This window comes from Pseudomonas tolaasii NCPPB 2192 (assembly GCF_002813445.1).
GTDB classification, from domain to species: Bacteria; Pseudomonadota; Gammaproteobacteria; order Pseudomonadales; family Pseudomonadaceae; genus Aquipseudomonas; species Aquipseudomonas tolaasii.
On the sequence record NZ_PHHD01000001.1, the window covers coordinates 1,495,493 to 1,521,415 of the forward strand.

The following is a 25,923-nucleotide window of genomic DNA, read 5'->3' on the forward strand; positions in this document are numbered from 1 at the left end:
CACAGGTGCGTCGTTTTTTTCAACCGGGGGTTTAGCCCTTCATCGCCTGCGCCAGCAGCTCGTAGGAATGAATCCGGTCGGCGTGCTCGTACAGGTCACTGGTGAAGATCAGCTCATCGGCGCCGGTTTGCTCGATCAACACTTCCAGTTTGCCGCGAATCTTCGCCGGGCTGCCGACCATGGCCAGGCCAAGGAAGCTGCCCACGGCGTCTTTTTCATGGGGCAACCACAGGCCGTCCATGGTTTTCACCGGCGGGCGTTGCACCAGGCTTTGGCCGCGCATCAGCGCGAGGATGCGCTGGTATACGGAGGTGGCCAGGTAATCGGCCTGCTCATCGGTGTCGGCGGCCACCAGCGGAATGCCGAGCATCACGTAGGGTTTATCCAAAACGGCTGAAGGTTTGAAGTGGTTCCGGTAGACGCGAATCGCCTCGTGCATCAGACGCGGTGCGAAATGGGAGGCGAAGGCGTAGGGCAAACCGCGCTCGCCGGCCAGTTGCGCGCTGAACAGGCTGGAACCCAGCAGCCACACGGGCACGTGGGTGCCGGTGCCCGGTACGGCGATGATGCGCTGGTCGGGCGTGCGCGGGCCGAGGTAGGCCATCAGTTCAGCCACATCGTCCGGAAAATCATCGGCGCTGCCGGAGCGTTCACGGCGCAGGGCGCGGGCGGTCATTTGGTCGGAACCGGGCGCGCGGCCCAGGCCCAGGTCGATACGGCCCGGGTAGAGGCTTTCCAGGGTGCCGAACTGCTCGGCAATCACCAGTGGCGCATGGTTGGGCAGCATCACGCCGCCGGAGCCGACGCGAATGGTCGAAGTACCGCCAGCCAGATATCCCAGCAGAACGGAAGTCGCGGAACTGGCGATGCCGTCCATATTGTGGTGCTCAGCCACCCAGAAACGGTTGTAGCCGAACTTTTCCACGTGTTGGGCCAGGTCCAGGGAATTGCGCAACGACTGCGCGATGCTCCCGTTGGCGCGCACGGGCACGAGGTCGAGGGTCGAGAACTTCACGTCGGACAGCGATTTCATAAGCCTGCTTCTCCATTGGGTGCGCAGGCTTATAGACGAACCAAAACCTGCCGCTTCATGTGCATGGACTATGCAATGAGGGCATATACCCGAGATTCAATAGCTGGGCGAGAAATTTCCTACTGATTTGCTAGGTTTCTCCGACAAGATGAACTTTGACCCGGCGTCTATCCTCAGAACCTTACCGACGCAAAACCACCGTTCGAGGAGACCGCTATGAGTATCGTTAAAAAAGCATCCGCGCATTGGGAAGGTGATCTGAAGACAGGCCTGGGTTCCATTTCCACGGAAACCGGCGTGCTGCGCGAAGCGCCCTACGGCTTCAAGGCGCGTTTCGAAGGCGGCAAGGGTACCAACCCTGAAGAACTGATTGGCGCGGCCCACGCGGGCTGTTTCTCCATGGCGTTTTCCATGATTCTGGGCGATGCGGGCCTTAAGGCCGACAGCATCGACACCCAGGCCGAAGTCACTCTGGACCAGGTGGATGGCGGCTTTGCGATTACCGCCGTGCATTTGATCCTCAAGGCCAAAATCCCCGGCGCGAGCCAGGCGCAGTTCGATGAACTGAGCAAAAAGGCCAAGGAAGGGTGCCCGGTGTCCAAGGTGCTGAATGCGAAAATCAGCCTGGATGCGACGCTGGTCAACTGACACAGCAAGATCCAATGCGCAGCTTTTGTGGGAGCAGGCTTGCCTGCGATGGGGTCACCTCGGTTTTCAGTTAGACCGAGGCGATTCCATCGCAGGCAAGCCAGCTCCCACATTTTTGTTCTGCGTTAAATCAGAACTCGTGTTTCTCTGATGTAGTCCTATACGCTATGCAGTCTTGGCCGCACACCCGTGCGCAGTGCATTCAGGGAGCTTCACACATGAAACGTTTTGCCTTGGCGATCATTTGCGGTGTTTTGGCCACTTCGGCCGTGGCCGCTCCGAAAGATTGTGAAGAGCTCAGGAAAGAAATCGAAGTGAAGATTCAGGCCAAGGCGATTCCGTCTTATACCCTGGAAATCATCACCGCCGAAGAAGCCAAAAACCACGACAGTGCCATGATCGTAGGCTCCTGTGAAAACGGCACCAAGCGCATCATCTATCAAAAAAACAACGACTGATCAGAGGCAGTTCACGCTGTGTTCTTCGGCCAGCAATTTGCGCGCTGAGTCATACAGCCGAATATTGGGCGTGAACGCCAGCGAGCGCCCTTCCAGCACATAGTGCTGGCCCGCCTGGAAGTTGTTGTACTGCAATGACATGAAACAGGTGCGGTCACGCGTTTGATCCAGGCCGCCGATTCCGGTGCCGGTATTCACTTCGAAATCGAAACGCACCATCAAGTCATGGCTGCCGGGCGGCACCTGGAAGAAGCGCCCGTCGGTGAGGTTCTTGCCGTCCAGGCGCTGGGCCATCACCAGTTTGGCGCCCGGCGTTGGGGTGGCGAAATCCACCCAGGCTTGCTGTGGGTCGGCCGGCGGGATTGGCGTGGACGCACAAGCACTGAGAAACAGGGCGGTGACAGGTAGCAAGAGCAGGCGCATGGCAGGCACTCAGGCGGAAGGAAAGAATTGAGCCCGGCGCCGACGGCGGCAGACTCCCTATCAGTATAAACACGCTGTGCCATGGAAAAATTCCGCGCAGGCAGGCTAGTCTGGCGAACAAATTACCCAGGAGTGGTCGGGGCATGGTCAGGCGTTTTCTTCCGGGGTTGTTGGCGGTGCTGCTCAGCGGCTGTTCCAGCGTCAATTACTACAGCCAGTTGGCCAGCGGCCAGTGGCAGTTGCTGCGGGCCCGCGAGCCGGTCGCCCAGGTCATCGCCGATCCGTCCCGCCCTCAGGCGTTGCGTGATCATTTGGTGCAGTCGCAGAAGGCGCGCACCTTTGCCAGCGAACACCTGCACTTGCCCGACAACCAGAGTTACCGTTTGTACGCCGACATTGGTCGGCCCTACGTCGTCTGGAATGTCTTCGCCACGCAGGAATTTTCCCTCTCCCCTGAAACCCATTGCTTCCCCATCGCCGGTTGCGTCGCCTATCGCGGCTACTACAACCAGGGCGCGGCCCGGGGTGAGGCGGCATTGTTAAAGCAACGCGGCATGGACGTGTCGATTGGCGGCGTGGAGGCCTATTCCACGCTGGGCTGGTTCAACGACCCGATCATGAGCTCGATGATGAACTGGGGCGATGAGCGCCTGGCCACGCTGATTTTTCACGAGCTGGCGCACCAGCGGTTTTATGTGAAGGACGACACCGAGTTCAACGAGTCCTACGCCAATTTCGTCGAGCAGGAAGGCACTCGCCAATGGCGAGCGGCGCGGGGTTTGCCACCGATGAGTGACGCGGCGTTGCAGCAGCGTGACCAGTTCATCCGGCTGATTCTCGACACCCGCAAACGTCTGGAAACCTTGTACGCGCAGCCATTGGCGGCGGATGTCATGCGCCAGGCCAAGGCGGCCGAGTTTGAACGCTTGCGCAGTGAGTACCGGCAGATGCGCGACCGCCAATGGGGCGGCGACAAGCGTTATGACGTGTGGATCAACCAACCGATGAACAATGCGCGGTTGTTGCCATTTGGGCTGTATGACCGGTGGGTGCCGGCGTTTGCCGCGTTGTTTCGGCAGGTCGATGGGGATTGGGTGAAGTTTTTTGCGGCGGTGGAGAAGATGGGTGGGTTGCCGGTGGCGCAGCGCAAGGCGGCGTTGAGGCAGTTGGAGGGTGGAAGTCTTTAGGGCCTCATCGCAGGCAAGCCAGCTCCCACAATTGATCGGTGTGCACGGTCAAAATGTGGGAGCTGGCTTGCCTGCGAAGGCGGCATCAGCCGCGCTGCAAAAACATCTGATGCATCTCGGCCAACGTCTCAAAATGCCAGGTCGGCGCCTCGGCATTCAACTCCTCAAAACTGCCAAACCCATACCCCACTGCCGCCGAATCCAGCCCATTGCTGCGCGCGCCGATCAGGTCGTGTTTGCGGTCGCCAATCATCAAGGTGGTCGCCGGGTCCAGTCCTTCTTCACGCATCAAGTGCGCGATCAGCTCGACCTTGTTGGTGCGCGTGCCATCGAGCTCACTGCCGTAGATCACGTTGAAGTGCCTGGCAAAATCGAAATGGCGGGCGATCTCGCGGGCAAACACCCAGGGCTTGGAGGTGGCCACGTAGAGCTGGCGGCCCTGGTCATTCAGGGCTTCGAGCAGCGGCATCACGCCGTCGAACACGCGGTTTTCATACAGGCCGGTGACCTTGAACCGCTCACGATAAAAATTCACCGCTTCCCAGGCCTTGGCCTCGTCGAAGCCGTAGAACTGCATGAAGGCTTGCAGCAACGGCGGGCCGATGAAGTGTTCGAGCCTGGTCAGGTCCGGTTCATCGATGCCCAGCTTGCCGAGGGCGTACTGGATCGAGCGCGTGATGCCTTCGCGCGGGTCGGTCAGGGTGCCGTCCAGGTCGAACAGTACGGTTGAATATTTCAGGGTCATTGAGCGAATCCTTCGGCCAGGTGCAGGTCTTTGAGCTTCACGTAGTTCGCCGCGCTGTAGGTGAAAAAGGCGCGTTCCTTGTCAGTCAGTTCGCGGATTTGTTTAACCGGGCTGCCCACGTACAAGTAGCCGCTTTCGAGCTTCTTGCCCGGTGGCACCAGGCTGCCGGCGCCGATGATCACGTCGTCTTCCACCACGGCGCCGTCCATCACGATGCTGCCCATGCCGATCAGAATGCGGCTGCCCACCGTGCAGCCATGCAACATGACCTTGTGGGCGATGGTCACGTCATCGCCGATCAACAACGGGAAGCCGTCCGGGTTGAACGGGCCGGCGTGGGTGATGTGCAATACGCAGCCGTCCTGCACGCTGGTGCGCGCGCCGATACGGATGCGGTGCATGTCGCCGCGAATCACGGTCAGCGGCCAGACCGAGCTGTCGGTGCCGATTTCGACATCGCCGATCACCACCGCCGAAATATCGACAAAAGCCCCGGCGCCCAGGGTTGGCGTGTGGTTCTGATAGGTGCGAAGGGTCACGATAGCCTCTCTCTCTTCTGCTGATAGCTGCGGTGGGCATTGATTGTAATTAAGATGGCCCCATCTTTGTTCTTACATGTTTCTTCAGCCAAGGTGCCCACCGTGAGCGCGAACAACCCTCTTCTGCAGTCCTACGACCTGCCGCCGTTCTCGGCGATCCGTGCCGAGCACGTCCAGCCGGCCATCGAACAGATCCTCGCCGACAACCGCGTCGCCATCGAAGGCATCCTGCAAAGCCAGGGTAAAAATCCTACGTGGGCCGGGCTGGTGCTGGCCATGGACGAGCTGAACGACCGCCTGGGCGCCGCCTGGAGCCCGGTCAGCCACCTCAACGCCGTGTGCAATAGCGCCGAACTGCGAGAAGCCTATGAGGCTTGCCTGCCGGCACTGAGTGCCTACTCCACCGAGATGGGCCAGAACCGCGAGCTGTTCCAGGCCTTCGAAGCCCTGGCCAACAGCCCCGAAGCCGCCGGTTTCGACGTGGCGCAAAAAACCATTCTGGAACACTCGCTGCGTGACTTCCGCCTGTCGGGTATCGATTTGCCGCCCGAGCAGCAAAAGCGTTACGCCGAAGTGCAGAGCAAACTCTCCGAGCTGGGCAGCAAATTCTCCAACCAGCTGCTGGACGCCACCCAGGCGTGGACGAAACACGTCACCGACGAAGCCACCCTTGCCGGCCTGACCGACTCCGCCAAGGCACAAATGGCTGCCGCCGCCCAGGCCAAAGGCCTCGATGGCTGGCTGATCACCCTCGAATTTCCGAGCTACTACGCGGTCATGACCTACGCCCAGGACCGTGCCTTGCGTGAGGAAGTTTATGCAGCCTACTGCACCCGCGCGTCGGACCAGGGCCCGAACGCCGGTCAGAACGACAACGGCCCGGTGATGGAACAGATCCTCGACCTGCGTCAGGAACTGGCCCAATTGCTGGGTTACGCCTCCTTCGCCGAACTGAGCCTGGCCACCAAGATGGCCGAGTCCAGCGACCAGGTGCTGAGTTTCCTGCGTGACCTGGCCAAGCGCAGCAAGCCGTTTGCCGCCCAGGACCTGCAACAGCTCAAGGCCTACGCCGCCGAACAGGGCTGCGCGGACCTGCAAAGCTGGGACAGCGGTTTCTACGGTGAAAAACTCCGCGAGCAACGTTACAGCGTGTCTCAGGAAGCTCTGCGCGCCTACTTCCCGATCGACAAAGTGCTGGGCGGCCTGTTCGCAATTGTGCAGCGCCTGTATGGCATCGAGATCGCCGAGCAGAAAGGCTTCGATACCTGGCACCCGGATGTTCGCCTGTTTGAAATCAAGGAAAACGGCCAGCATGTCGGCCGTTTCTTCTTCGACTTGTACGCCCGCGCCAACAAACGCGGCGGTGCCTGGATGGACGGCGCGCGCGACCGTCGCCGCACGGTGGATGGCGTGCTGCAAAGCCCGGTGGCCAACCTGGTGTGCAACTTCACGCCAGCCGACAGCGGCAAACCTGCCTTGCTGACCCACGATGAAGTGACCACGCTGTTCCACGAATTCGGCCACGGCCTGCACCACCTGTTGACCCGCGTTGAACACGCGGGCGTGTCCGGCATCAACGGCGTGGCCTGGGATGCGGTGGAACTGCCGAGCCAGTTCATGGAGAACTGGTGCTGGGAGCCGGAAGGCCTGGCGCTGATCTCCGGTCATTACGAGAGCGGCGAGCCGCTGCCTCAAGACCTTCTGGAAAAAATGCTTGCGGCGAAAAACTTCCAGTCCGGCCTGATGATGGTGCGCCAACTGGAGTTCTCGCTGTTCGACTTCGAATTGCATGCGACTCACGGCGATGGCCGCAGCGTGGCCCAGGTGTTGGAAGGCGTTCGCGATGAAGTCTCGGTGATGCGCCCACCGGCCTACAACCGCTTCCCCAACAGCTTCGCGCACATCTTCGCCGGCGGTTACGCGGCGGGTTACTACAGCTACAAGTGGGCGGAAGTGCTGTCGGCAGATGCCTTCTCCAAGTTTGAAGAAGACGGCGTACTCAATGCCGAAACCGGCCGCGCATTCCGCGAAGCGATCCTGGCGCGCGGCGGCTCGCAGGAGCCCATGGTGCTGTTCGTCGACTTCCGCGGACGCGCGCCGTCGATTGACGCACTCTTGCGCCACAGCGGCCTGAGTGAGGACGCGGCAGCATGAGTGAAGGGCCTGTGATCACCAAAAAGCAATTTATCGCCGGGGCGGTTTGCCCGGCGTGCAGCGAGCCGGACAAACTGAAAATGTGGACCGAAGACAACGTGCCGCACCGCGAGTGCGTGGCCTGCGGTTATACCGACACGCTCAATGACCAGGGGTTGTCGGTGCCCAAGGAATTGGGCACGCGGGTGAATACGTCGGCGTTGAAAGCACCGGCGGACCCAAAGGTGCAGGCGGTGCAGTTTTTTCCTAATCCGAAGCTGAAAAAAGACTAAAGCCTGGCTTCCTGTAGGAGCCTGGCTTGCCCGCGATGCAGGCGGCGCGGTGTGCCTGTTACACCGCGTTGATGCTATCGCAGGCAAGCCAGCTCCCACAGAATCCTGCTCCCACAGGAGAGCCTGCTATAGGGCCTTCTCATCCTTGGCTGTCGTCGTAATCCAATCCTGCATCGAGCACAGCGCAAACGCGCTGGTGCTGCAATCGCCATTCGCCAGGGCTGTACGTAACTTGTCGACATCGGCTTTCATCATGTAACGAACGCCGTCCTTGAAACCGTTGCTGCTGCCAAAGCCGCCAAGGGTCATCTCGTTCAACGCCTCTTCCTTGCTCCAACCCTGGATCACCACGCGATACATCGCTGCCATCAGGCCGGTGCGGTCGGAGCCGTGTTTGCAATGCATCAACACCGGGCCATTGGCTTCGGCTTCCTTGATCGCACGCAGTGCTGCCAGCACGTCGGAATCGTCGACGTGGTTGGTGCGATAGGTCAGCTGCACCTGTTTGATATCAGATGTTTTCAACCAGGGCGCATCAGATTCGGGCAGGAAGTTGATCACCGTGCCGATCTTGAGTTGCTGCAACACTGGCAGTGCATTGCTGTCCGGCAGCGCGCTGCGATACAGCGTCGGTGTCATCTGATGCAGGTTGAACTGGTCGCCCACCGGCTGCGCCCATTCGGGTGAGCGGATGGACGGCGCCTCGTCTGCCTGGGCGTTGAAGGGGGCAAGCAGCGCCAGGAATGCCAGACCGAAGGCAGGCAGCAATCGAAGGGTGAACATGCGCGACGTGACCGAATAAGGTGAGGTTGATGGCTCACAGCGTGGTCTTCGAGGGGTGAATGGGGCGTGAGGGTGCCGTCAAAGAATCGTGAATCGAGGCCACTGATACGGTGTTTTCGTCGCTGAAACGATTCTCTCGATGCTTAGGCTGCTATCATTTGTAACTATTGATTGCCGGTGCGTTCTATCCCTTTGGATCCCATTCCCTGGCAAGCCTTCACGCTGCTCCCAGAAGCGGCGGACAAACCCGTGACCACATGATGAGGTGCACCCATGTCTGATCAAGATCAAGACAACCCGCGGCGTGACTTTCTACGCAAATCCTTGACCTTGATCCCGGTGGTCACGGTTGCCAGCACCGGCCTTGGCGGCTCGATGCTGATGGCGACGCCCGAGCCGGCCCAGGCGGCGCCTGCCAAGCCAGCGGCGAACGAAAAGCCCTACGAACCCACCTACTTCACTGCCGAAGAATGGGCGTTTATCAATGCCGCCGTCGCGCAGCTTATTCCCGCCGATGCCCAAGGCCCTGGTGCCCTTGAGGCCGGCGCGCCGGAGTACATCGACCGCCAGATGAACACGCCTTACGCCAGCGGTGCGCTGTGGTTCATGCAAGGCCCGTTCAACGCCGATGCCGCACCGGAGATGGGCTGGCAGAGCAAGCTGGTGCCCAAAGAGATCTATCGCCTGGGCATTGCCGCGACGGATGCCTGGTCGAAGGCGTTCAACGGCAAGACTTTTGCTGCTCAAGACAGCGCTACCCGAGACGATATGTTGCGCCGTCTGGAAGCTGGCGGCAGCGAAGTGAGCGCGCATTTCGCTTCGGTGCCACCGAAGATGTTTTTCAATTTGCTGCTGCAAAACACCAAGGAAGGGTTCTTCTGCGACCCCATCCACGGCGGCAACAAAGGCATGGTCGGCTGGACCATGATCGGCTTTCCCGGCGCCCGCGCCGACTTCATGGACTGGGTTGAACGCAACGAGCAATACCCCTTCCCGGCTGTTTCCATCCGCGGCGAGAGGGCATAAACGTGGCGACCATCATGAAGAAAGTGGATGCGGTGATCGTAGGCTTCGGCTGGACCGGCGCGATCATGGCCAAGGAGCTGACGGAAGCAGGCCTCAACGTGGTAGCGCTGGAGCGCGGCCCGATGCAGGACACCTACCCGGACGGCAACTATCCCCAGGTCATCGACGAATTGACCTACAGCGTGCGTAAAAAGCTCTTCCAGGACATTTCCAAAGAGACGGTGACCATCCGCCACAGCGTGAATGACGTCGCCCTGCCCAACCGTCAGCTCGGCGCCTTCCTGCCGGGCAATGGCGTGGGAGGCGCGGGTTTGCACTGGTCCGGCGTGCACTTTCGCGTCGACCCGATTGAGCTGCGCATGCGCAGCCACTACGAAGAACGCTACGGCAAACATTTCATCCCCAAGGACATGACCATTCAGGACTTCGGCGTCAGCTATGAAGAGCTGGAGCCGTTTTTTGACTATGCGGAAAAAGTCTTCGGCACCTCCGGCCAGGCCTGGACGGTGAAAGGTCAGTTGGTGGGCGAAGGCCGTGGCGGCAACCCCTACGCGCCGGATCGCTCCAACCCGTTTCCATTGGAATCGCAGAAAAATACGGTTTCCGCACAGCTGTTTCAGAAGGCGGCTGCAGAGGTTGGTTACAAACCCTACAACCTGCCGTCAGCCAATACTTCGGGGCCTTATACCAACCCTTACGGCGCACAGATGGGCCCGTGCAACTTCTGCGGTTTCTGCAGCGGCTACGTGTGCTACATGTATTCCAAGGCGTCGCCGAACGTGAACATCCTGCCGGCGCTGCGTCAGGTGCCGAACTTCGAGCTGCGCGCCAATTCCCATGTGCTCAAGGTCAACCTCGACAGCACCAAGAGCAAAGCCACCGGCGTGACCTACATCGACGGTCAGGGGCGTGAGTGCGAGCAGCCTGCGGATCTGGTGATCCTCGGCTCTTTCCAGTTCAACAATGTGCGTTTGATGCTGCTCTCGGGCATCGGCAAACCCTACGACCCAATCACCAATGAGGGCGTGGTGGGCCGGAATTTTGCCTACCAGAACATGGCCACCATCAAGGCCTTCTTCGACAAAGACACCCACACCAACAATTTCATCGGCGCCGGCGGCAACGGCGTGGCCATTGATGACTTCAACGCCGACAACTTCGACCACGGGCCCCACGGTTTCGTGGGCGGCTCGCCGATGTGGGTCAACCAGGCGGGCAGCCGACCGATTGCCGGCACGTCCAACCCGCCGGGCACGCCTGCCTGGGGCAGCGCGTGGAAGCGCGCCACGGCCGATTACTACACCCACCAGGTGTCGATGGACGCCCACGGCGCGCATCAATCCTACCGGGGCAACTACCTGGATCTGGACCCGGTTTACCGCGATGCCTACGGCCTGCCCTTGCTGCGGATGACGTTCGACTGGCAGGAAAACGACATCAAGATGAACCGCTTCATGGTCGACAAAATGAGCAAGGTCGCCGAGGCGATGAACCCCAAAGCGATTGCCTTGCTCGGCAAAAAAGTCGGTGAGCATTTCAATACTGCGTCTTACCAGACCACCCACCTCAACGGTGGCGCGATCATGGGCACCGACCCGAAAACCAGTGCGTTAAACCGTTATTTGCAGTGCTGGGATGTACACAACGTGTTTGTTCCCGGTGCGTCCGCTTTCCCACAAGGTTTGGGCTACAACCCTACCGGCCTGGTGGCGGCGCTGACCTATTGGTCGGCGCGGGCGATCCGCGAGCAGTACCTGAAAAACCCCGGCCCACTGGTTCAGGCATAAGGAGCGATGACCATGAAAGCACTCGTTATCGCCAGTTTTGCCCTGTTCAGCAGTTGCTCGGTCAGCGCGGCAGAGACCGATTTGGTCAAGCAGGGCGAATACCTCGCCCGCGCGGGTGACTGCGTGGCCTGCCACACCGCCAAGGGCGGTAAGCCGTTCGCGGGCGGCCTGCCGATGGAAACCCCGATCGGCGTGATCTATTCCACCAACATCACCCCGGACAAAACCGGCTTGGGCGACTACAGCTTTGAAGACTTCGACAAAGCCGTACGCCATGGCGTCGCCAAAAACGGTAGTACGCTTTACCCGGCGATGCCTTATCCGTCCTACGCGCGTGTCAGCGACAGCGACATGCAGGCGCTGTACGCGTATTTCATGAAGGGGGTTGAACCGGTCGCTCAGGAAAATAAGGACAGCGATATTCCCTGGCCGTTGAGCATGCGTTGGCCGTTGGCGGCCTGGCGCTGGATGTTTGCGCCAGCTGTCGAGGAGCATCAGGCCCAAGCGGCTGCGGACCCGGTGATTAACCGGGGCGCGTACCTGGTAGAGGGCCTCGGCCACTGCGGCGCTTGCCATACACCCCGCGCCCTGACCATGCAGGAAAAAGCCCTGAGTGCCACAGACGGCAACGCGTTTCTGTCGGGCAGTGCGCCGCTGGAAGGCTGGATCGCCAAAAGCCTGCGCGGCGACCACAAGGATGGCCTCGGCAGCTGGAGCGAGGCGCAACTGGTGCAATTCCTCAAGACCGGTCGCAGTGATCGCAGCGCGGTGTTTGGTGGCATGAGTGACGTTGTAGTCCACAGCATGCAATACATGTCGGAAGTCGACCTGACCGCTATCGCCCGTTACCTCAAGAGCCTGCCGGCGGTCGATCCCAAGGACCAACCGCACTCGTATGACAAGCAGGTGGCCGACGCCCTGTGGAAAGGCGATGACAGCAAGCCCGGTGCTTCGGTGTACATCGACAACTGCGCGGCCTGCCACCGCACCGATGGCCATGGCTACACGCGGGTGTTCCCGGCGCTGGCGGGTAACCCGGTGTTGCAGACGGCGGATGCCACCTCGTTGATCAACATCGTGTTGAACGGCGGCACGTTGCCGGCCACGCACACGGCGCCGTCGACCTTCACCATGCCGGCATTTGCGTGGCGGTTGTCGGACCAGGAAGTGGCGGATGTGGTCAGTTTCGTTCGCGGTAGCTGGGGCAACAAAGGTGCGCCGATCAAGGCCAGCGATGTGGCCGACCTGCGCAAGAGTGACCTGCGCACCACCTCGGGTGATGACCTGGGCCAGGTAACGCAGAAGCACTGATTCATCCCTGACCGCCAGACGGCACTGGTCAGAAACCTCGCGCCTCGATACTGTATATAAAAACAGTATCGAGGCGTTTTCATGTCTACTCCGTTGCCGACCCGTGGCCGGGGCACGGCCACCAACCTGCATAACCGCTTTGCGCCGACCGTCAGCGTGGCCGAGGACGACGGCTGGTTCCAGGAAGTACCGCCGACCCAGGGCACCGAAGTGCGTATTGAAACGGCCAAGAGCATCATTACCCGCAACAACTCGCCGGACTTGCCGTTCGACCGTTCGATCAACCCCTATCGTGGCTGCGAACACGGTTGCATCTACTGTTACGCGCGGCCCAGCCATGCCTATTGGGACATGTCGCCAGGGCTGGACTTCGAAACCAAACTGATCGCCAAGACCAACGCCGCCGATGTGCTGGAACAGCAACTGTCGAAACCCGGCTATGTGTGCGCGCCGATCAACCTGGGCTCGAATACGGATCCGTATCAGCCTATCGAGCGCGAATACACAATCACCCGGCAAACCCTCGAAGTGCTGCTGCGTTACCGGCACCCGGTGACCATCATCACCAAGGGCTCGCTGATTCTGCGCGACCTGGACTTGCTGACCGAGCTGGCCCGGCAGCGGCTGGTGGCGGTGATGATCAGCCTCACCAGCCTGGACGATGAACTCAAGCGCATCCTGGAACCGCGCACGGCGGCGCCCAAGGCACGGCTGCGGGCGATTCGGGTGATGCGTGAGGCAGGAATTCCGGTGGGCGTGCTGTGTTCGCCGATGATCCCCATGATCAACGACAGCGAGCTGGAAAGCCTGCTGACCGAAGCCCACGCCGCCGGTGCACAAAGCGCGGCGTACATGATGCTGCGCCTGCCACTGGAAGTGGCGCCGCTGTTCGAAGAATGGCTGGCCGCGCATTACCCGCAGCGCGCGGCTCATGTGATGAGTCTGGTAAGGCAGGTGCGCGGTGGTGAGGTGTACGACAGCCGGTTCGGTGTGCGCATGCGGGGAGAGGGGCCGTTTGCCGATTTGCTGGCGCAGCGTTTCAGCAAGGCGATCAAACGGTTGGGGCTTGATCGGCGGGAAGGGTTCAATCTCGATTGCACGGCATTCTGCCCACCGGGCAGGCAGATGGCTTTGTTGTAAACTGTTGAGGAATCGTCCTACGCCGCCGTCGGAATAGTCGCGTTTTGACATCACTGAAACCCGCGTTCTAGAGCGGTTCATTCAGTTTGAGTTAAGTTTCGACGGTTACCTTGTTCAGCGAGTGACTGATGAGTCGGCGCCTTGCCTGTGTGGAGTTTTACAACTATTGCACCGGCCCGGCGTCGAACTGAGCTGAACCACTCCCCTGCATTAATCAAGAGGATGAATCATGAGTGACAAGGATAAACAGCCGTTGGCTGCGTCGGCTTCAGCCCCTCAGGTGGCAGAAACTGCCGATGCAGCGCTAAAGCATATCGTTGACGGCTTTTTGCATTTCCATCACGACGTCTTCCCGCAGCAGGAAGAACTGTTCAAGAAACTCGCCACGGCCCAAAGCCCTCGGGCGATGTTTATTACCTGCGCCGACTCGCGCATCGTGCCCGAGTTGATCACCCAAAGTTCCCCGGGCGATTTGTTCGTGACCCGTAACGTCGGCAACGTAGTGCCGCCTTACGGCCAGATGAACGGTGGTGTTTCCACGGCCATCGAGTACGCGGTACTGGCCTTGGGCGTGCAGCACATCATCGTGTGCGGGCATTCCGATTGCGGTGCCATGCGTGCAGTGCTCAACCCCGCCAGCCTGGAAAAAATGCCAACGGTGCGGGCCTGGTTGCGTCACGCTGAAGTGGCCCGGTCGATGGTTGAAGACAACTGCGACTGCGCCAATGAAGGCGAGAGCATGAAGGTGCTGACTGAAGAAAACGTCATCGCCCAGCTGCAACATTTGCGCACCCACCCTTCGGTGGCTTCGCGCATGGCCAACGGTCAATTGTTTATCCATGGCTGGATCTACAACATCGAGACCAGCGAAATTCGAGCCTACGACGCAGATCAGGCGGCGTTCCGATCGCTGAGCGGCGAAGGGCCAATCCCTTGCGCGACGCCTAAAGCGCGCTTCTAAAACACTTCCCTGCCGGGTAAAGCGGTGGCTGCCATGGATGCAGCCAGGCTTTGCCGCGCCCGGCGAATGCCTCGGGAGAGCCATTATGCGTGCTGCTCAATTGAAAGCTGTGCTGCCACGGGAGCTGCTCGCTTCCGTGGTCGTGTTTCTGGTCGCACTGCCCTTGTGCATGGGCATTGCGATCGCGTCCGGCATGCCGCCGGCCAAGGGCCTGATCACTGGCATCATCGGTGGCCTGGTGGTGGGGTGGCTGGCGGGTTCGCCGCTGCAAGTCAGCGGCCCGGCTGCAGGCCTGGCGGTGTTGGTGTTCGAACTGGTGCGCCAGCACGGCATGCTGATGCTGGGGCCGATTCTATTGCTCGCGGGTTTCCTGCAGCTGGTGGCCGGGCGTTTGCGTCTGGGCTGCTGGTTTCGGGTGACGGCCCCGGCGGTGGTGTATGGCATGTTGGCGGGGATTGGCGTGCTGATTGTGCTGTCGCAGATTCATGTGATGCTCGACGGCACGCCCAAACCCTCGGGCCTGGATAACCTGGCGGGCTTTCCGGCGGCGCTCGCCGAGGCGATTCCGACCCTCGGCGGTGGCCTGGGCTGGCAGGCGGGTTTGCTTGGTTTGTCGACGATGCTGGTGATGTACCTGTGGGATAAATTCCGCCCGCAACCACTGCGCTTCGTGCCCGGCGCCCTGCTCGGCGTGGGCCTGGCGACGGTCACCAGCCTGGTGCTGGCGTTGCAGGTCAAGCGGGTGGAGGTCCCGGAAAACCTTGCCGATGCCATCGACTGGCTGCGCCCCAGCGACCTGCTGAACCTGGCTGACCCTCAGTTGCTGATCGCGGCCTTCGCCGTGGCGTTTATCGCCAGTGCCGAAACGCTGCTTTCTGCTGCTGCAGTGGACCGCATGCACAGCGGTCAGCGTTCGGATTTCGACAAGGAATTGTCCGCACAAGGCGTCGGCAACATGCTCTGTGGCCTGGTCGGCGCCCTGCCGATGACCGGCGTGATTGTGCGCAGTTCGGCCAACGTGCAGGCCGGTGCCACCACGCGCTTGTCGGCAATGTTCCATGGCCTGTGGTTGCTGGCATTTGTGTTGTTGCTGTCCAGCGTGCTGCAAAGCATTCCGGTGGCGAGCCTGGCGGGCGTGCTGGTGTACACCGGGATCAAGCTGGTGGATATCAAGGCGTTTAAAGGCTTGGGTCGCTACGGGCGGATGCCGATGTTTACCTATTCGGCAACCGCGTTGGCGATCGTCTTTACCGACCTCCTGACCGGGGTACTGATCGGCTTCGGGCTGACACTCGTCACGTTGGCGTTCAAGGCTTCGCGATTGAAAGTCAGTCTGATCGACCTGCCTCAGGACGGCGAGATGGAGTTGCGATTGATCGGCGCTGCGACCTTTCTGAAAGTGCCGGCACTGACTCAGGTGCTGTCAACGGTGCCTGCCGCGACAACCGTGCATGTGCCCTTGAATAACCTGAGTTACATCGACCATTCCTGCCTGGAGTTGTTGGAGGAATGGGGCCGGGCGAATGCGGCGAAGGGCTCGAAGCTGGTGATCGAGGCCCGCGGGTTGAAGCGCCGGCTGGAAGGCCGTGAGCGCACGACGGCCGGGTTGGGGTCAGCGGCGGCCTGACCCGGAACACCACAAAACAATGTGGGAGCCGGGCTTGCCCGCTCCCACAGTTGAACGTTTGCGGCTCAGGAAATCAGGCAGGCTGATCCAGCGACAACTCAACCCCCAACTGCCGCGACAGGCACGGCCAGCGCTTCCACGCCGCTTCCGTGTCCGGGCTTTTCAGCGTCTCGCGGTAGGCTTCGACCGACTCCAGCGCAAAGCTGTCCTCGTTCAGCATCTCATCCACCGCCAAATGCACCGCTTCATCCAATTGGTTGGCAAATTGTTCGCCGATCAGTTGATGGGCGATCAGGTTGGCCACGGTGGTGTCCGCCGGAATCAGCGGCTGGCCGAAATGCTTGATGTACAGGTCGTTGACCTCTTCCACCAGACGATGGGCGAGGTAGGCCTCGTCCAGCAGGCCGTTGAGCCCTTCGTGGCCTGCCAGAATGGCGGGCGGTTGCAGGAAGAAATGCTCGGCTATTTTCAGTACCGGCTTGATCTGGCTTTCGATCCCGGCTTCGCGGGCGACGTCGTTGGCGGCGTCCAACAGGTCGGGCACTTGATCAATGTAGGCTGTGACAAATCGAGTCATGACTTGAGTGCGATCACCGTCAGCCAGGGAGATGGCCGAATGCAGGTGCGGCAATTGGTTTTCCAGTTGCTGGGCAAGCTGGCCCGTGGTGGCTTCGTGTTGATGGGCACGGGAAATCTGCTCGCGCAATGCGGCGGTGTTCATGAAGGCTCCAGTGAAACAGGCGTAGGAAAAGGGAGAAGATAAGGTAGCTCGTTTATACGAGCGCCTAAGACGCATTTGTCATAATTATTTCATGGTTATGCGCCGTCGTTATATCGAATTGCCATCGTTCGTCGGATAAACGGTTCCGCCCCCGGTTTTATTAGGTCCGCCCGTCTGTTTCTACTCATTTGCCCCTACACATTGCGGGGTTGCAGGCGCTGTCTATACTCGGATTTGTACGCAATTAGCTGATGACGCCCAACTGCATGAAGCAGGCAAGGCTTGGCGGTTGTAAGCAGTATGGAAGCCGCTCCCTTCGCCGCAGGTGCAAACCGGCGGGATAACAAGAAACATAAAGGGGAACCCGCAATGACGCGACATCCACACGTTTGGATGGGCCTACTGTTGTGGTCGGTATTCGGCCAGGCGCACGCCGCCTGGACAACGAATATGGCGCCAGGGGCTACTGAAGTCAGTCACGCCGTGTTTGACCTGCACATGACCATTTTCTGGATTTGTGTGGTGATCGGCATTGTCGTGTTTGGCGCGATGTTCTGGTCGATGATCCTGCACCGCCGGTCTACGGGCCAGGTGGCGGCAAAGTTCCACGAGAGCACGACCGTGGAAATCCTCTGGACCGTGGTGCCCTTGCTGATCCTTGTGGCCATGGCGATTCCGGCGACCAAAACCCTGATCAACATCTACGACAGCAGTGAATCGGATATCGATATCCAGGTCACCGGCTATCAGTGGAAGTGGCATTACAAATACCTGGGCCAGGACGTGGAGTTCTTCAGCAACCTGGCCACGCCCGCCGAGCAGATCCATAACCAGGCCGTCAAAGGCGAGCACTACCTGCTGGAAGTCGATCAGCCGCTGGTACTGCCGGTGGGCGCCAAGGTGCGCTTTCTGGTGACGGCTGCCGACGTGATCCACTCCTGGTGGGTGCCCGCGTTTGCGGTCAAGCGTGATGCCATCCCCGGTTTCGTCAACGAGGCCTGGACCCGCATCGAGAAGCCCGGCATCTACCGTGGCCAGTGCGCCGAGCTGTGCGGCAAGGACCATGGCTTCATGCCCATCGTGGTCGAGGTCAAGTCCAAGGCCGACTACGACACCTGGCTCGGCGAGCGCAAGGAAGAAGCCGCCAAGCTCAAGGAGCTGACCTCCAAAGAGTGGACGCTGGAAGAACTGGTGGCCCGCGGCGACAAGGTCTACCACACCACCTGCGTGGCCTGTCACCAGGCCGAAGGCCAGGGTCTGCCGCCGATGTTCCCGGCGCTTAAAGGCTCGCCGATCGCCACCGGGCCCAAGGAAGACCACCTGCACCGCGTTTACTTCGGCAAGCCAGGCACCGCCATGGCGGCGTTCGGCAAGCAGTTGTCGGAAGTCGACATCGCCGCCGTGGTGACCTACGAGCGCAACGCGTGGGGCAACAACAAAGGCGACATGGTCACGCCCAAAGACGTGCTGGCCCTGAAACAGGCGGAAAGCAAATGACAGCCCTCACTGCGTATGCCCTGAACCGCCCCGCCCACTCGCTTGCAGGAGAACGGCCATGAGCACTGTAATCGATGACCATGGTCACGCCGACCATGCCCACGGCCCCGCCAAAGGCCTGATGCGCTGGGTGCTGACCACCAACCACAAAGACATCGGCACGATGTACCTGTGGTTCGCCTTCACCATGTTCCTGCTCGGCGGCTCGTTTGCCATGGTGATCCGTGCCGAGTTGTTCCAGCCCGGCCTGCAGATCGTTGAGCCGGCGTTTTTCAACCAGATGACCACCATGCACGGCCTGATCATGGTGTTCGGCGCGGTGATGCCGGCGTTTGTCGGCCTGGCCAACTGGATGATCCCGCTGATGATCGGCGCGCCGGACATGGCGCTGCCGCGCATGAACAACTTCAGCTTCTGGCTGCTGCCGGCCGCGTTTCTGCTGCTGGTTTCCACCCTGTTTACGCCGGGCGGCGGGCCGAATTTCGGCTGGACCTTCTACGCCCCGCTCTCCACCACCTACGCGCCGGAAAGCGTGACGTTCTTCATCTTCGCCATCCACCTGATGGGCATCAGCTCCATCATGGGTGCGATCAACGTGGTCGCCACCATTCTCAACCTGCGCGCACCCGGCATGACGTTGATGAAAATGCCGCTGTTCGTCTGGACCTGGCTGATCACGGCCTTCCTGTTGATCGCGGTGATGCCAGTGCTGGCGGGCTGCGTGACGATGATGCTGATGGACATCCACTTCGGCACCAGCTTCTTCAGCGCCGCAGGCGGCGGTGACCCGGTGCTGTTCCAGCACGTGTTCTGGTTCTTCGGGCACCCCGAGGTGTACATCATGATCCTGCCGGCGTTCGGTGCCGTCAGCTCGATCATCCCGACCTTCTCGCGCAAGCCGTTGTTCGGCTACACCTCGATGGTCTACGCCACGGCGAGCATCGCGTTCCTGTCGTTCATCGTGTGGGCGCACCACATGTTTGTGGTCGGCATTCCGCTGGTGGGCGAGCTGTTCTTCATGTACGCCACGCTGCTGATCGCCGTGCCCACCGGGGTGAAGGTGTTCAACTGGGTCAGCACCATGTGGCAAGGCTCGCTGACCTTCGAGACACCGATGCTGTTTGCCGTGGCCTTCGTGATTCTGTTCACCATCGGCGGCTTTTCCGGGCTGATGCTGGCGATTGCCCCGGCGGACTTCCAGTACCACGACACCTACTTCGTGGTGGCGCACTTCCATTACGTACTGGTGCCCGGCGCGATCTTCGGCATCTTCGCTTCGGCCTACTACTGGCTGCCGAAATGGACCGGCCACATGTACGACGAAACCCTGGGCAAGCTGCATTTCTGGCTGTCCTTCGTGGGCATGAACATGGCGTTCTTCCCGATGCATTTTGTGGGGCTGGCCGGTATGCCGCGCCGGGTGCCGGACTACAACCTGCAGTTCGCCGACTTCAACATGGTTTCTTCGATTGGCGCGTTCATGTTCGGCGCCACACAGATCTTCTTCCTGTTCATTGTGATCAAGTGCATCCGTGGCGGACCGCCCGCGCCGGCCAAGCCGTGGGATGGGGCCGAAGGCCTGGAGTGGAGCATCCCTTCGCCCGCGCCGTACCACACGTTCACCACGCCGCCGGAGGTCAAGTGAACACCTGGTCCGCCATACCTACACAAATCCCCTGTGGGAGCGGGCTTGCCCGCGATGGCGATGTGTCAGTCGACAATGTTTTCGACTGCAAGGCCGCTATCGCAGGCAAGCCGGCTCCCACAGAAGATCAAAAGCGGGGTAATCGCCATGGCTGAATCCGTGCCGATCAGGCGGCTGGTTACCCGCCTGCTGATCCTGGTGGTGGCCATGTTCGCCTTCGGCTTCGCCCTGGTGCCCATCTACGACGTGATGTGCAAAGCGTTCGGTATCAACGGCAAGACCGCCGGGCAGTACGAGGGTGAGCAAATCGTCGATCCGACCCGCCAGGTGCGCGTGCAGTTTCTGTCCACCAATGCCATCGACATGGTCTGGGAATTCCACTCCAAGGCGGACGAGGTGGTGGTCAACCCCGGCGCGGTCACCGAGATGCTGTTCGTGGCTTACAACCCCACCGACAAAGCCATGACGGCCCAGGCTGTGCCGAGCATTTCGCCGGCCGAAGCGGCGATGTATTTCCACAAGACCGAGTGTTTTTGCTTCACCCAGCAAGTGCTGCAGCCAGGTCAGCGCATCGAAATGCCCGTGCGCTTCATTGTCGATCGTGACATGCCCAAGGATGTGAAGCATTTGACCCTGGCGTACACGCTGTTCGATATCACTTCGCGCCAACCGCCGGTGGCTGTCCAAACCGGGGGCTAGCTACTGTTTGCCCCCTCAATCAGGAGAGCGAATACATGTCGTCTCATGATACGTACTACGTACCAGCGCAAAGCAAATGGCCAATAATTGCGACGTTTGGCATGTTGATCACGGTGTACGGCCTGGCCGTGTGGTTCAACGACCTGAAAGCGGCGCGCCCGGAATCCCACGGGCCGTGGATTTTTTTCATCGGCGGTCTGTTATTGGCCTACATGCTGTTCGGCTGGTTCGGCGCGGTGATCAAGGAAAGTCGCGCGGGTTTGTACAGCCCGCAGATGGACCGCTCGTTCCGCTGGGGCATGACCTGGTTCATTTTTTCCGAGGTGATGTTCTTCATCGCGTTCTTCGGTGCACTGTTTTATGTGCGGCACATGTCCGGCCCGTGGCTGGGTGGCGAAGGCCATAAAGGCATCGCCCATATGCTGTGGCCGAATTTCGAATTTACCTGGCCGTTGCTGAATAACCCCGACCCAAAACTCTATCCCGCGCCGGAAGGCACCATCAGCCCGTGGGGCTTGCCGCTGATCAACACGATTTTGCTGGTCAGCTCCAGCGTGACCATCACCTTCGCTCACCACGCATTACGCAAAGGCCATCGCGGTGCGCTGAAAATCTGGCTGGCGATTACCGTGCTGCTGGGCTGGGCGTTTCTGGGCTTCCAGGCCGAGGAATACATCCACGCCTACAAAGAACTGGGGCTGACCCTTGGTTCCGGCGTGTATGGCGCGACGTTCTTCATGCTCACGGGGTTTCACGGCGCCCACGTGACCATCGGCACGATCATTCTGTTTGTGATGCTGATGCGCATCCTTAAAGGGCATTTCAATGCCGAGCACCAGTTCGGCTTCGAGGCGGCCAGTTGGTATTGGCACTTTGTGGATGTGGTGTGGATCGGTCTGTTTTTTTTCGTTTACGTGTTGTGAGGCGCTCTACCACGGCGCATGCGACACCAGTTGGCCGCTGAAAAAGCCCCAGGCGATCAACCCGACGGTGATTGCGGCCAGCACCACACGCACGGTCAGGGCGGTGACGAGGCGGTTGGAGTTGCCCTCGTCCTTGACCAGAAAGAACAAGCCACTGAACAGGCTCACGACAGTCGCGATCAGCATCAGGGCAATGGCTGCTTTGAGCATGGTCAGGTTCCATTCGGATGGGCGGGCAATGAAAACAAGTATAGCCAGCGCCATGAAACGCTTTCGCCCAGGTATCGCACCGACACTGGTGGTGATGCTGCTGCTGCCGTTGATGGTGGGTCTGGGCTTCTGGCAACTGTCGCGCGGCCATGAGAAACAGCGGCTGGTGGACAGCTATGCCGAGCGCCGCGTAGCGCAACCCATCAGCAGTGCACAGCTCAACGACATGACGGACCCGGCTTTTCGCCGCGTTCATCTGCGCGGCCAATTCGACGGCGAACACAGCGTATTGCTCGACAACCGCATGCGTGACGGCAAAGCCGGCGTAGAGCTGTTGCAACCCTTCCACGATCAGGCCAGCGGCCAGTGGCTGTTGCTCAACCGCGGCTGGTTGCCCTGGCCTGACCGGCGCACGCCACCGGTCTTCACCACACCCGATCAGCCTGTGAACCTCGACGCCTGGGTCTACGTAGCCCCCGGCGAAACCTTCCAGCTGCACGCCGACCCGACGAGCGCCCAATGGCCGCGCCTGCTCACCGCCCTGCACCCCGCCGCACTGTGGGCAGAGCTGGGCCGCAGCGGTTTCGCCTACGAGCTGCGTGCCGAAGCCGGCCCCGGCACGTATGACACCGCATGGGCGGTGGTCGCCATGGGGCCGGAAAAACACGTGGGGTACGCCGTGCAGTGGTTCGCCATGTCGCTGGCGCTGCTCGCGCTTTACCTCTACCTCGGACTGCATAACAAAAAGGAGACGCACCATGGGCGCGGCCACGAATCCACTCAACATGTCTGAGGTGCCGGACCGCCGCAAAGGCCGCTGGCAACTGATCCTGATCCTGATGATGGTGATCGGCCCCATGGCGCTGGCCACCTTCATGTACAAGCTGCAGTTCTGGGTGCCCGACAGCCGCAGCTACCACGGCGAGATGATTGGCAATGGCCAGACCCGCGCCGACATTGGCGTGCAGGCCGATGAAGGGCGCTGGCAACTGTTGGTGACGGCGCCTGCTGCCTGCGTCGCCGAGTGCCAGCAACTGGTGTATCTGGCGCGCCAACTGCAGATCAGCCTGGGCCGCGATGCTTCCCGCGCCACCCACGCCCTGGCCAGCGCTCAACCGGTCAGCACTGAATACGAGACCAAACTGAAGGCCGAATACCCGCAACTGCAACGCTGTTCGCTGGACCTCTCGACGTTCAGCAAAAACGCCGCGGCGCCCGGCAATGCGCAACTGTGGATCGTCGATCCCCACGGCAACCTGGTGCTGCGCTACGACGCCAAGGTCAAGGGCAAGGACCTGCTCAACGACCTGCGCCACCTGCTGAAGCTGTCCAATATCGGATAAGGGCACCGTCATGGCCAAACCTGGATTTCGCCTCGCGTTGTTTGCCACCTTACTGGCGCTGATTGTCGTACTGCTCGGTGCCTATACGCGCCTGACCCACGCCGGGCTCGGCTGCCCGGACTGGCCGGGCTGCTACGGCTTTATCAGCGTGCCCAAAACCGAAGCCCAACTGGCGCACGCCGAGCTGCATTTTCCCGACACGCCCGTGGAGGCCGACAAGGGCTGGGCCGAGATGACCCATCGCTATTTCGCCGGCACTTTGGGTTTGCTGATCGTGCTGCTGGCGGCGCGTTCGTGGAGCCATCGGCGCGATCCGGGCCAGCCGGTGAAACTGCCACTGTTTGTGTTGGCGGTGGTCTTTGCCCAGGCGGCCTTCGGCATGTGGACGGTGACGTTGAAGCTCTGGCCGCAAGTGGTCACGGGCCATTTATTGGGCGGTTTCGCGACCTTGAGCCTGTTGTTTTTGCTGACGCTGCGGTTGTCCGGCGTGCTGCCCGCGCTGATCGTGCCCAAACGCCTGCAATATTGGGCTACGGCCGGGTTGGTATTGGTGATCGGGCAGATTGCGCTGGGCGGTTGGGTCAGTTCCAACTACGCGGCGGTGGCCTGCATTGATCTGCCGACCTGCCACGGCGAATGGTGGCCGGCGGCGGACTTTGCCAACGGTTTTCACCTCACCCAGCACATCGGCCCGAATTACCTCGGCGGGCAACTCGACAGTGATGCGCGTACAGCCATTCACCTGACCCATCGCATCGGCGCGGTAATTGTCACGTTGGTGCTGCTGGGGCTGGCGTGGCAGCTCAAAGGGGTTGGCATGACCCGTCTGGCGGGCTTGCTGCTGATCGCCCTGGCCACGCAAATCTGCCTGGGGCTGAGCAATGTGTATTTCCACCTGCCACTGCCTGTGGCGGTGGCGCATAACGCCGGCGGCGCCGCGTTGTTGCTCAGCCTGGTGCTGGTCAATTATCACGCGCGCACCAGCCTGGTTCGGGTGCGCAACCCGTCGCGCTTCGGCTGGCGTTTTATCCCGCGCAAACAGGTGTCGGGCCTCATCACCCTTAAAGGAGAGATGCCATGGCGGCCCTGATCGGCACCCGTCACCGTCAGGCGATCTGGCGTGACTATCTGGAGCTGACCAAGCCGAAGGTGGTGGTGTTGATGCTCATCACCTCTTTGGTCGGTATGTTCCTTGCCACCCGCGCTGGAGTGCCCTGGACGGTACTTGTTTTCGGTAACTTGGGGATCGCCTTGTGTGCCGGTGGCGCGGCGGCGGTCAACCATGTGGTGGACCGGCGTATCGATGCGGTGATGGCGCGAACCCATAAGCGGCCGATGGCAGAAGGGCGCGTATCGCCGGTTGCTGCGCTGGCGTTTGCATTGTTTCTGGCTGTTGCCGGTTTGGCGTTGCTGCTGGCGTTTACCAACCCGTTGGCGGCCTGGCTGACGTTGGCGTCTCTGCTCGGCTATGCGGTGATCTACACCGGTTTTCTCAAGCGAGCGACGCCGCAAAACATCGTCATCGGTGGCCTCGCCGGTGCCGCGCCGCCCTTGTTGGGCTGGGTCGCTGTGACGGGTCATGTCAGCGCCGAGCCCTTGCTGCTGGTGTTGATCATCTTCGCCTGGACCCCGCCGCACTTCTGGGCCCTGGCCATTCACCGCAAGGAGGAATACGCCAAGGCCGACATTCCCATGCTGCCCGTCACCCACGGCGAGCATTACACCAAGGTGCATATCCTGCTCTACACCTTCGCCCTGCTGGCGGTGAGCCTGATGCCCTACGTCATCCACATGAGCGGCCTGTTGTACCTCGCCTGCGCGCTCGTATTGGGCGCGCGCTTTCTGCAATGGGCCTGTGTGCTGTACCGTGGCACCCAGCCGCACGCGGCGATCAACACGTTCAAGTACTCTATCTGGTACTTGTTGCTGCTGTTTATCGCCCTGCTCGTAGACCACTACTTACTGTTGAACCTATGACCCGAACTCAAAAAACCGTCTTTATCCTGGTGGCCATCGTCGCGTTGATCATGGGCCTGACCGTCAACAAAGTACTCTCGGGCAGAGGCCAGGGCGACCCCACCGCGCTGATCGATGCCGGCATCATCCTGCTGCCGCAAAGCCGTCAGTTGCCGCCCGTGACCATGACCAATCAAGACGGCCAGCCGGTGGTGGTCAACGAGCTGAAAGGCAAGTGGAGCCTGCTGTTCTTTGGCTACACCTTCTGCCCGGACATTTGCCCGACCACCCTCGCCCAACTTCGCCAGATCAAGAGCGAGCTGCCCAAAGAGGCTGTGGATAACCTGCAGGTGATTCTGGTCAGCGTCGACCCGAACCGCGACACCCCGGCACAGCTCAAGCAATACCTGGGCTACTTCGACCCGCAATTTGAAGGCTTGACCGGCGCGAATGTGGACGATGTACAGAAGGTCTCGAATGCCGTGAGCATCCCGTTCATTCCGGCCGACACCAGCAAGCCGAACTACACCGTGGACCACAGCGGCAACCTGGCGGTGATCGGGCCGGACGGCACGCAGCGCGGGTTTATTCGTGCGCCGTTGAATAACCAGAAGCTGGTGGTGCAACTGCCGATGCTGCTACAGCGTAAATAACGACCAACACAAAACAAATGTGGGAGCGGGCTCGACGATCGTTCCCACGCTCTGCGTGGGAATGCCGCCGTGGACGCTCTGCGTCCGCTCTTGAGGGTCGTAACGCGGAGCGTCACAGGATGCATTCCCACGCGGAGCGTGGGAACGATCATGATCTCCGGTGTGTGGGAGATCGAATCGCG

At 60.7% G+C, this 25,923-nt stretch carries 26 protein-coding genes and 1 pseudogene; 20 read left to right on the top strand and 7 right to left on the bottom strand.

Features of this window, described 5'->3' with window-relative positions; all coding sequences use genetic code 11:
- Positions 1 to 31: 31 nt before the first annotated feature.
- The gene (locus ATI14_RS07000) at positions 32 to 1,033 is read right to left on the bottom strand and encodes an LLM class flavin-dependent oxidoreductase (protein ID WP_016969659.1); all 1,002 of its coding nucleotides are present in this window, start codon (positions 1,031 to 1,033) and stop codon (positions 32 to 34) included.
- A 216-nt stretch (positions 1,034 to 1,249) separates the two neighbouring features.
- Between ATI14_RS07000 and ATI14_RS07005 the strand changes: the two genes are divergently transcribed.
- Both ATI14_RS07005 and ATI14_RS07010 read left to right on the top strand, forming a co-directional pair.
- The gene (locus ATI14_RS07005; protein ID WP_010207768.1) at positions 1,250 to 1,681 is read left to right on the top strand and encodes an OsmC family protein; all 432 of its coding nucleotides are present in this window, start codon (positions 1,250 to 1,252) and stop codon (positions 1,679 to 1,681) included.
- 218 nt (positions 1,682 to 1,899) lie between these two features.
- Positions 1,900 to 2,139, top strand: a complete 240-nt coding sequence (locus tag ATI14_RS07010) for a DUF1161 domain-containing protein (RefSeq protein ID WP_016969660.1) — start codon at positions 1,900 to 1,902, stop codon at positions 2,137 to 2,139.
- On the opposite strand, the gene ATI14_RS07015 is transcribed toward ATI14_RS07010, so the two are convergent.
- A complete protein-coding gene (locus ATI14_RS07015) occupies positions 2,140 to 2,562 on the bottom strand; it encodes a PA0061/PA0062 family lipoprotein (protein ID WP_016969661.1) in 423 nt (140 codons plus the stop codon).
- Between the two features lie 143 nt (positions 2,563 to 2,705).
- Here ATI14_RS07015 and ATI14_RS07020 point away from each other — a divergent pair, with 143 nt between their 5' ends.
- Positions 2,706 to 3,749 carry an aminopeptidase gene (locus ATI14_RS07020; protein ID WP_016969662.1) on the top strand — a complete coding sequence of 348 codons (1,044 nt, stop codon included), beginning with the start codon at positions 2,706 to 2,708 and terminating at the stop codon, positions 3,747 to 3,749.
- Between the two features lie 85 nt (positions 3,750 to 3,834).
- Here ATI14_RS07020 and ATI14_RS07025 read toward each other — a convergent pair whose 3' ends face one another.
- Both ATI14_RS07025 and ATI14_RS07030 read right to left on the bottom strand, forming a co-directional pair.
- Positions 3,835 to 4,494, bottom strand: a complete 660-nt coding sequence (locus tag ATI14_RS07025; RefSeq protein ID WP_016969663.1) for an HAD family hydrolase — start codon at positions 4,492 to 4,494, stop codon at positions 3,835 to 3,837.
- On the bottom strand, positions 4,491 to 5,033 hold the full coding sequence (locus ATI14_RS07030; protein ID WP_016969664.1) for a gamma carbonic anhydrase family protein: 543 nt from the start codon (positions 5,031 to 5,033) through the stop codon (positions 4,491 to 4,493). The genes ATI14_RS07025 and ATI14_RS07030 overlap by 4 nt, the downstream gene beginning before the upstream one ends.
- Positions 5,034 to 5,087: 54 nt before the next feature.
- Between ATI14_RS07030 and prlC the strand changes: the two genes are divergently transcribed.
- Positions 5,088 to 7,187, top strand: coding sequence for an oligopeptidase A (gene prlC, locus ATI14_RS07035; RefSeq protein ID WP_177007929.1), 2,100 nt, complete (start codon positions 5,088 to 5,090; stop codon positions 7,185 to 7,187).
- On the top strand, positions 7,184 to 7,459 hold the full coding sequence (locus tag ATI14_RS07040; RefSeq protein ID WP_010207776.1) for a YheV family putative zinc ribbon protein: 276 nt from the start codon (positions 7,184 to 7,186) through the stop codon (positions 7,457 to 7,459). The genes prlC and ATI14_RS07040 overlap by 4 nt, the downstream gene beginning before the upstream one ends.
- A 126-nt stretch (positions 7,460 to 7,585) precedes the next feature.
- Here the strand turns inward: ATI14_RS07040 and ATI14_RS07045 are convergent, their stop codons facing one another.
- Complete coding sequence (locus ATI14_RS07045) at positions 7,586 to 8,242, bottom strand: dual specificity protein phosphatase family protein (RefSeq protein ID WP_016969666.1); 657 nt, start codon at positions 8,240 to 8,242, stop codon at positions 7,586 to 7,588.
- A 273-nt stretch (positions 8,243 to 8,515) separates the two neighbouring features.
- On the opposite strand from ATI14_RS07045, the gene ATI14_RS07050 reads away from it, so the two are divergent.
- The 6 genes and pseudogenes from ATI14_RS07050 to ATI14_RS07075 all read left to right on the top strand — a co-directional run bounded on the left by ATI14_RS07050 (position 8,516) and on the right by ATI14_RS07075 (position 16,094).
- Positions 8,516 to 9,268, top strand: coding sequence for a gluconate 2-dehydrogenase subunit 3 family protein (locus tag ATI14_RS07050; RefSeq protein WP_016969667.1), 753 nt, complete (start codon positions 8,516 to 8,518; stop codon positions 9,266 to 9,268).
- A gap of 2 nt (positions 9,269 to 9,270) precedes the next feature.
- Positions 9,271 to 11,055, top strand: a complete 1,785-nt coding sequence (locus tag ATI14_RS07055; protein WP_016969668.1) for a GMC family oxidoreductase — start codon at positions 9,271 to 9,273, stop codon at positions 11,053 to 11,055.
- 6 nt (positions 11,056 to 11,061) lie between these two features.
- Positions 11,062 to 12,377: pseudogene (locus ATI14_RS07060) on the top strand (c-type cytochrome).
- Positions 12,378 to 12,447: 70 nt separating this feature from the next.
- Complete coding sequence (locus ATI14_RS07065; RefSeq protein WP_080520530.1) at positions 12,448 to 13,506, top strand: PA0069 family radical SAM protein; 1,059 nt, start codon at positions 12,448 to 12,450, stop codon at positions 13,504 to 13,506.
- A 229-nt stretch (positions 13,507 to 13,735) separates the two neighbouring features.
- Positions 13,736 to 14,467 carry a carbonic anhydrase gene (locus ATI14_RS07070; RefSeq protein ID WP_016969518.1) on the top strand — a complete coding sequence of 244 codons (732 nt, stop codon included), beginning with the start codon at positions 13,736 to 13,738 and terminating at the stop codon, positions 14,465 to 14,467.
- A gap of 85 nt (positions 14,468 to 14,552) precedes the next feature.
- Positions 14,553 to 16,094, top strand: a complete 1,542-nt coding sequence (locus tag ATI14_RS07075) for a SulP family inorganic anion transporter (RefSeq protein ID WP_016969519.1) — start codon at positions 14,553 to 14,555, stop codon at positions 16,092 to 16,094.
- Positions 16,095 to 16,167: 73 nt separating this feature from the next.
- On the opposite strand, the gene ATI14_RS07080 is transcribed toward ATI14_RS07075, so the two are convergent.
- A complete protein-coding gene (locus tag ATI14_RS07080; protein WP_016969520.1) occupies positions 16,168 to 16,815 on the bottom strand; it encodes a hypothetical protein in 648 nt (215 codons plus the stop codon).
- Between the two features lie 369 nt (positions 16,816 to 17,184).
- Here ATI14_RS07080 and coxB point away from each other — a divergent pair, with 369 nt between their 5' ends.
- From coxB to ATI14_RS07100, 4 genes are all read left to right on the top strand, one after another.
- Entirely contained in the window at positions 17,185 to 18,312 is a 1,128-nt protein-coding gene (coxB, locus tag ATI14_RS07085; RefSeq protein ID WP_016969521.1) for a cytochrome c oxidase subunit II, read from the top strand.
- 58 nt (positions 18,313 to 18,370) lie between these two features.
- On the top strand, positions 18,371 to 19,957 hold the full coding sequence (gene ctaD / locus ATI14_RS07090) for a cytochrome c oxidase subunit I (RefSeq protein ID WP_016969522.1): 1,587 nt from the start codon (positions 18,371 to 18,373) through the stop codon (positions 19,955 to 19,957).
- A 147-nt stretch (positions 19,958 to 20,104) separates the two neighbouring features.
- Positions 20,105 to 20,656, top strand: a complete 552-nt coding sequence (locus tag ATI14_RS07095) for a cytochrome c oxidase assembly protein (RefSeq protein WP_080520531.1) — start codon at positions 20,105 to 20,107, stop codon at positions 20,654 to 20,656.
- Positions 20,657 to 20,691: 35 nt separating this feature from the next.
- Positions 20,692 to 21,579: a cytochrome c oxidase subunit 3 gene (locus tag ATI14_RS07100; protein ID WP_016969524.1), complete on the top strand. Its 888-nt coding sequence runs from the start codon at positions 20,692 to 20,694 to the stop codon at positions 21,577 to 21,579.
- 6 nt (positions 21,580 to 21,585) lie between these two features.
- Here the strand turns inward: ATI14_RS07100 and ATI14_RS07105 are convergent, their stop codons facing one another.
- A complete protein-coding gene (locus ATI14_RS07105; protein WP_016969525.1) occupies positions 21,586 to 21,789 on the bottom strand; it encodes a twin transmembrane helix small protein in 204 nt (67 codons plus the stop codon).
- 28 nt (positions 21,790 to 21,817) lie between these two features.
- On the opposite strand from ATI14_RS07105, the gene ATI14_RS07110 reads away from it, so the two are divergent.
- The 5 genes from ATI14_RS07110 to ATI14_RS07130 are packed head-to-tail and all read left to right on the top strand — an operon-like array spanning position 21,818 to position 25,741.
- Complete coding sequence (locus ATI14_RS07110) at positions 21,818 to 22,582, top strand: SURF1 family protein (protein WP_016969526.1); 765 nt, start codon at positions 21,818 to 21,820, stop codon at positions 22,580 to 22,582.
- Positions 22,548 to 23,132 (top strand): hypothetical protein, encoded by a 585-nt coding sequence (locus ATI14_RS07115; protein WP_016969527.1) that lies wholly within the window; start codon positions 22,548 to 22,550, stop codon positions 23,130 to 23,132. Before ATI14_RS07110 ends, ATI14_RS07115 begins: the two co-directional genes overlap by 35 nt.
- A 10-nt stretch (positions 23,133 to 23,142) precedes the next feature.
- Complete coding sequence (locus ATI14_RS07120) at positions 23,143 to 24,222, top strand: COX15/CtaA family protein (protein ID WP_016969528.1); 1,080 nt, start codon at positions 23,143 to 23,145, stop codon at positions 24,220 to 24,222.
- On the top strand, positions 24,210 to 25,109 hold the full coding sequence (cyoE, locus tag ATI14_RS07125) for a heme o synthase (RefSeq protein ID WP_016969529.1): 900 nt from the start codon (positions 24,210 to 24,212) through the stop codon (positions 25,107 to 25,109). Before ATI14_RS07120 ends, cyoE begins: the two co-directional genes overlap by 13 nt.
- Positions 25,106 to 25,741, top strand: coding sequence for an SCO family protein (locus tag ATI14_RS07130; RefSeq protein WP_016969530.1), 636 nt, complete (start codon positions 25,106 to 25,108; stop codon positions 25,739 to 25,741). Before cyoE ends, ATI14_RS07130 begins: the two co-directional genes overlap by 4 nt.
- Positions 25,742 to 25,923: the final 182 nt, after the last annotated feature.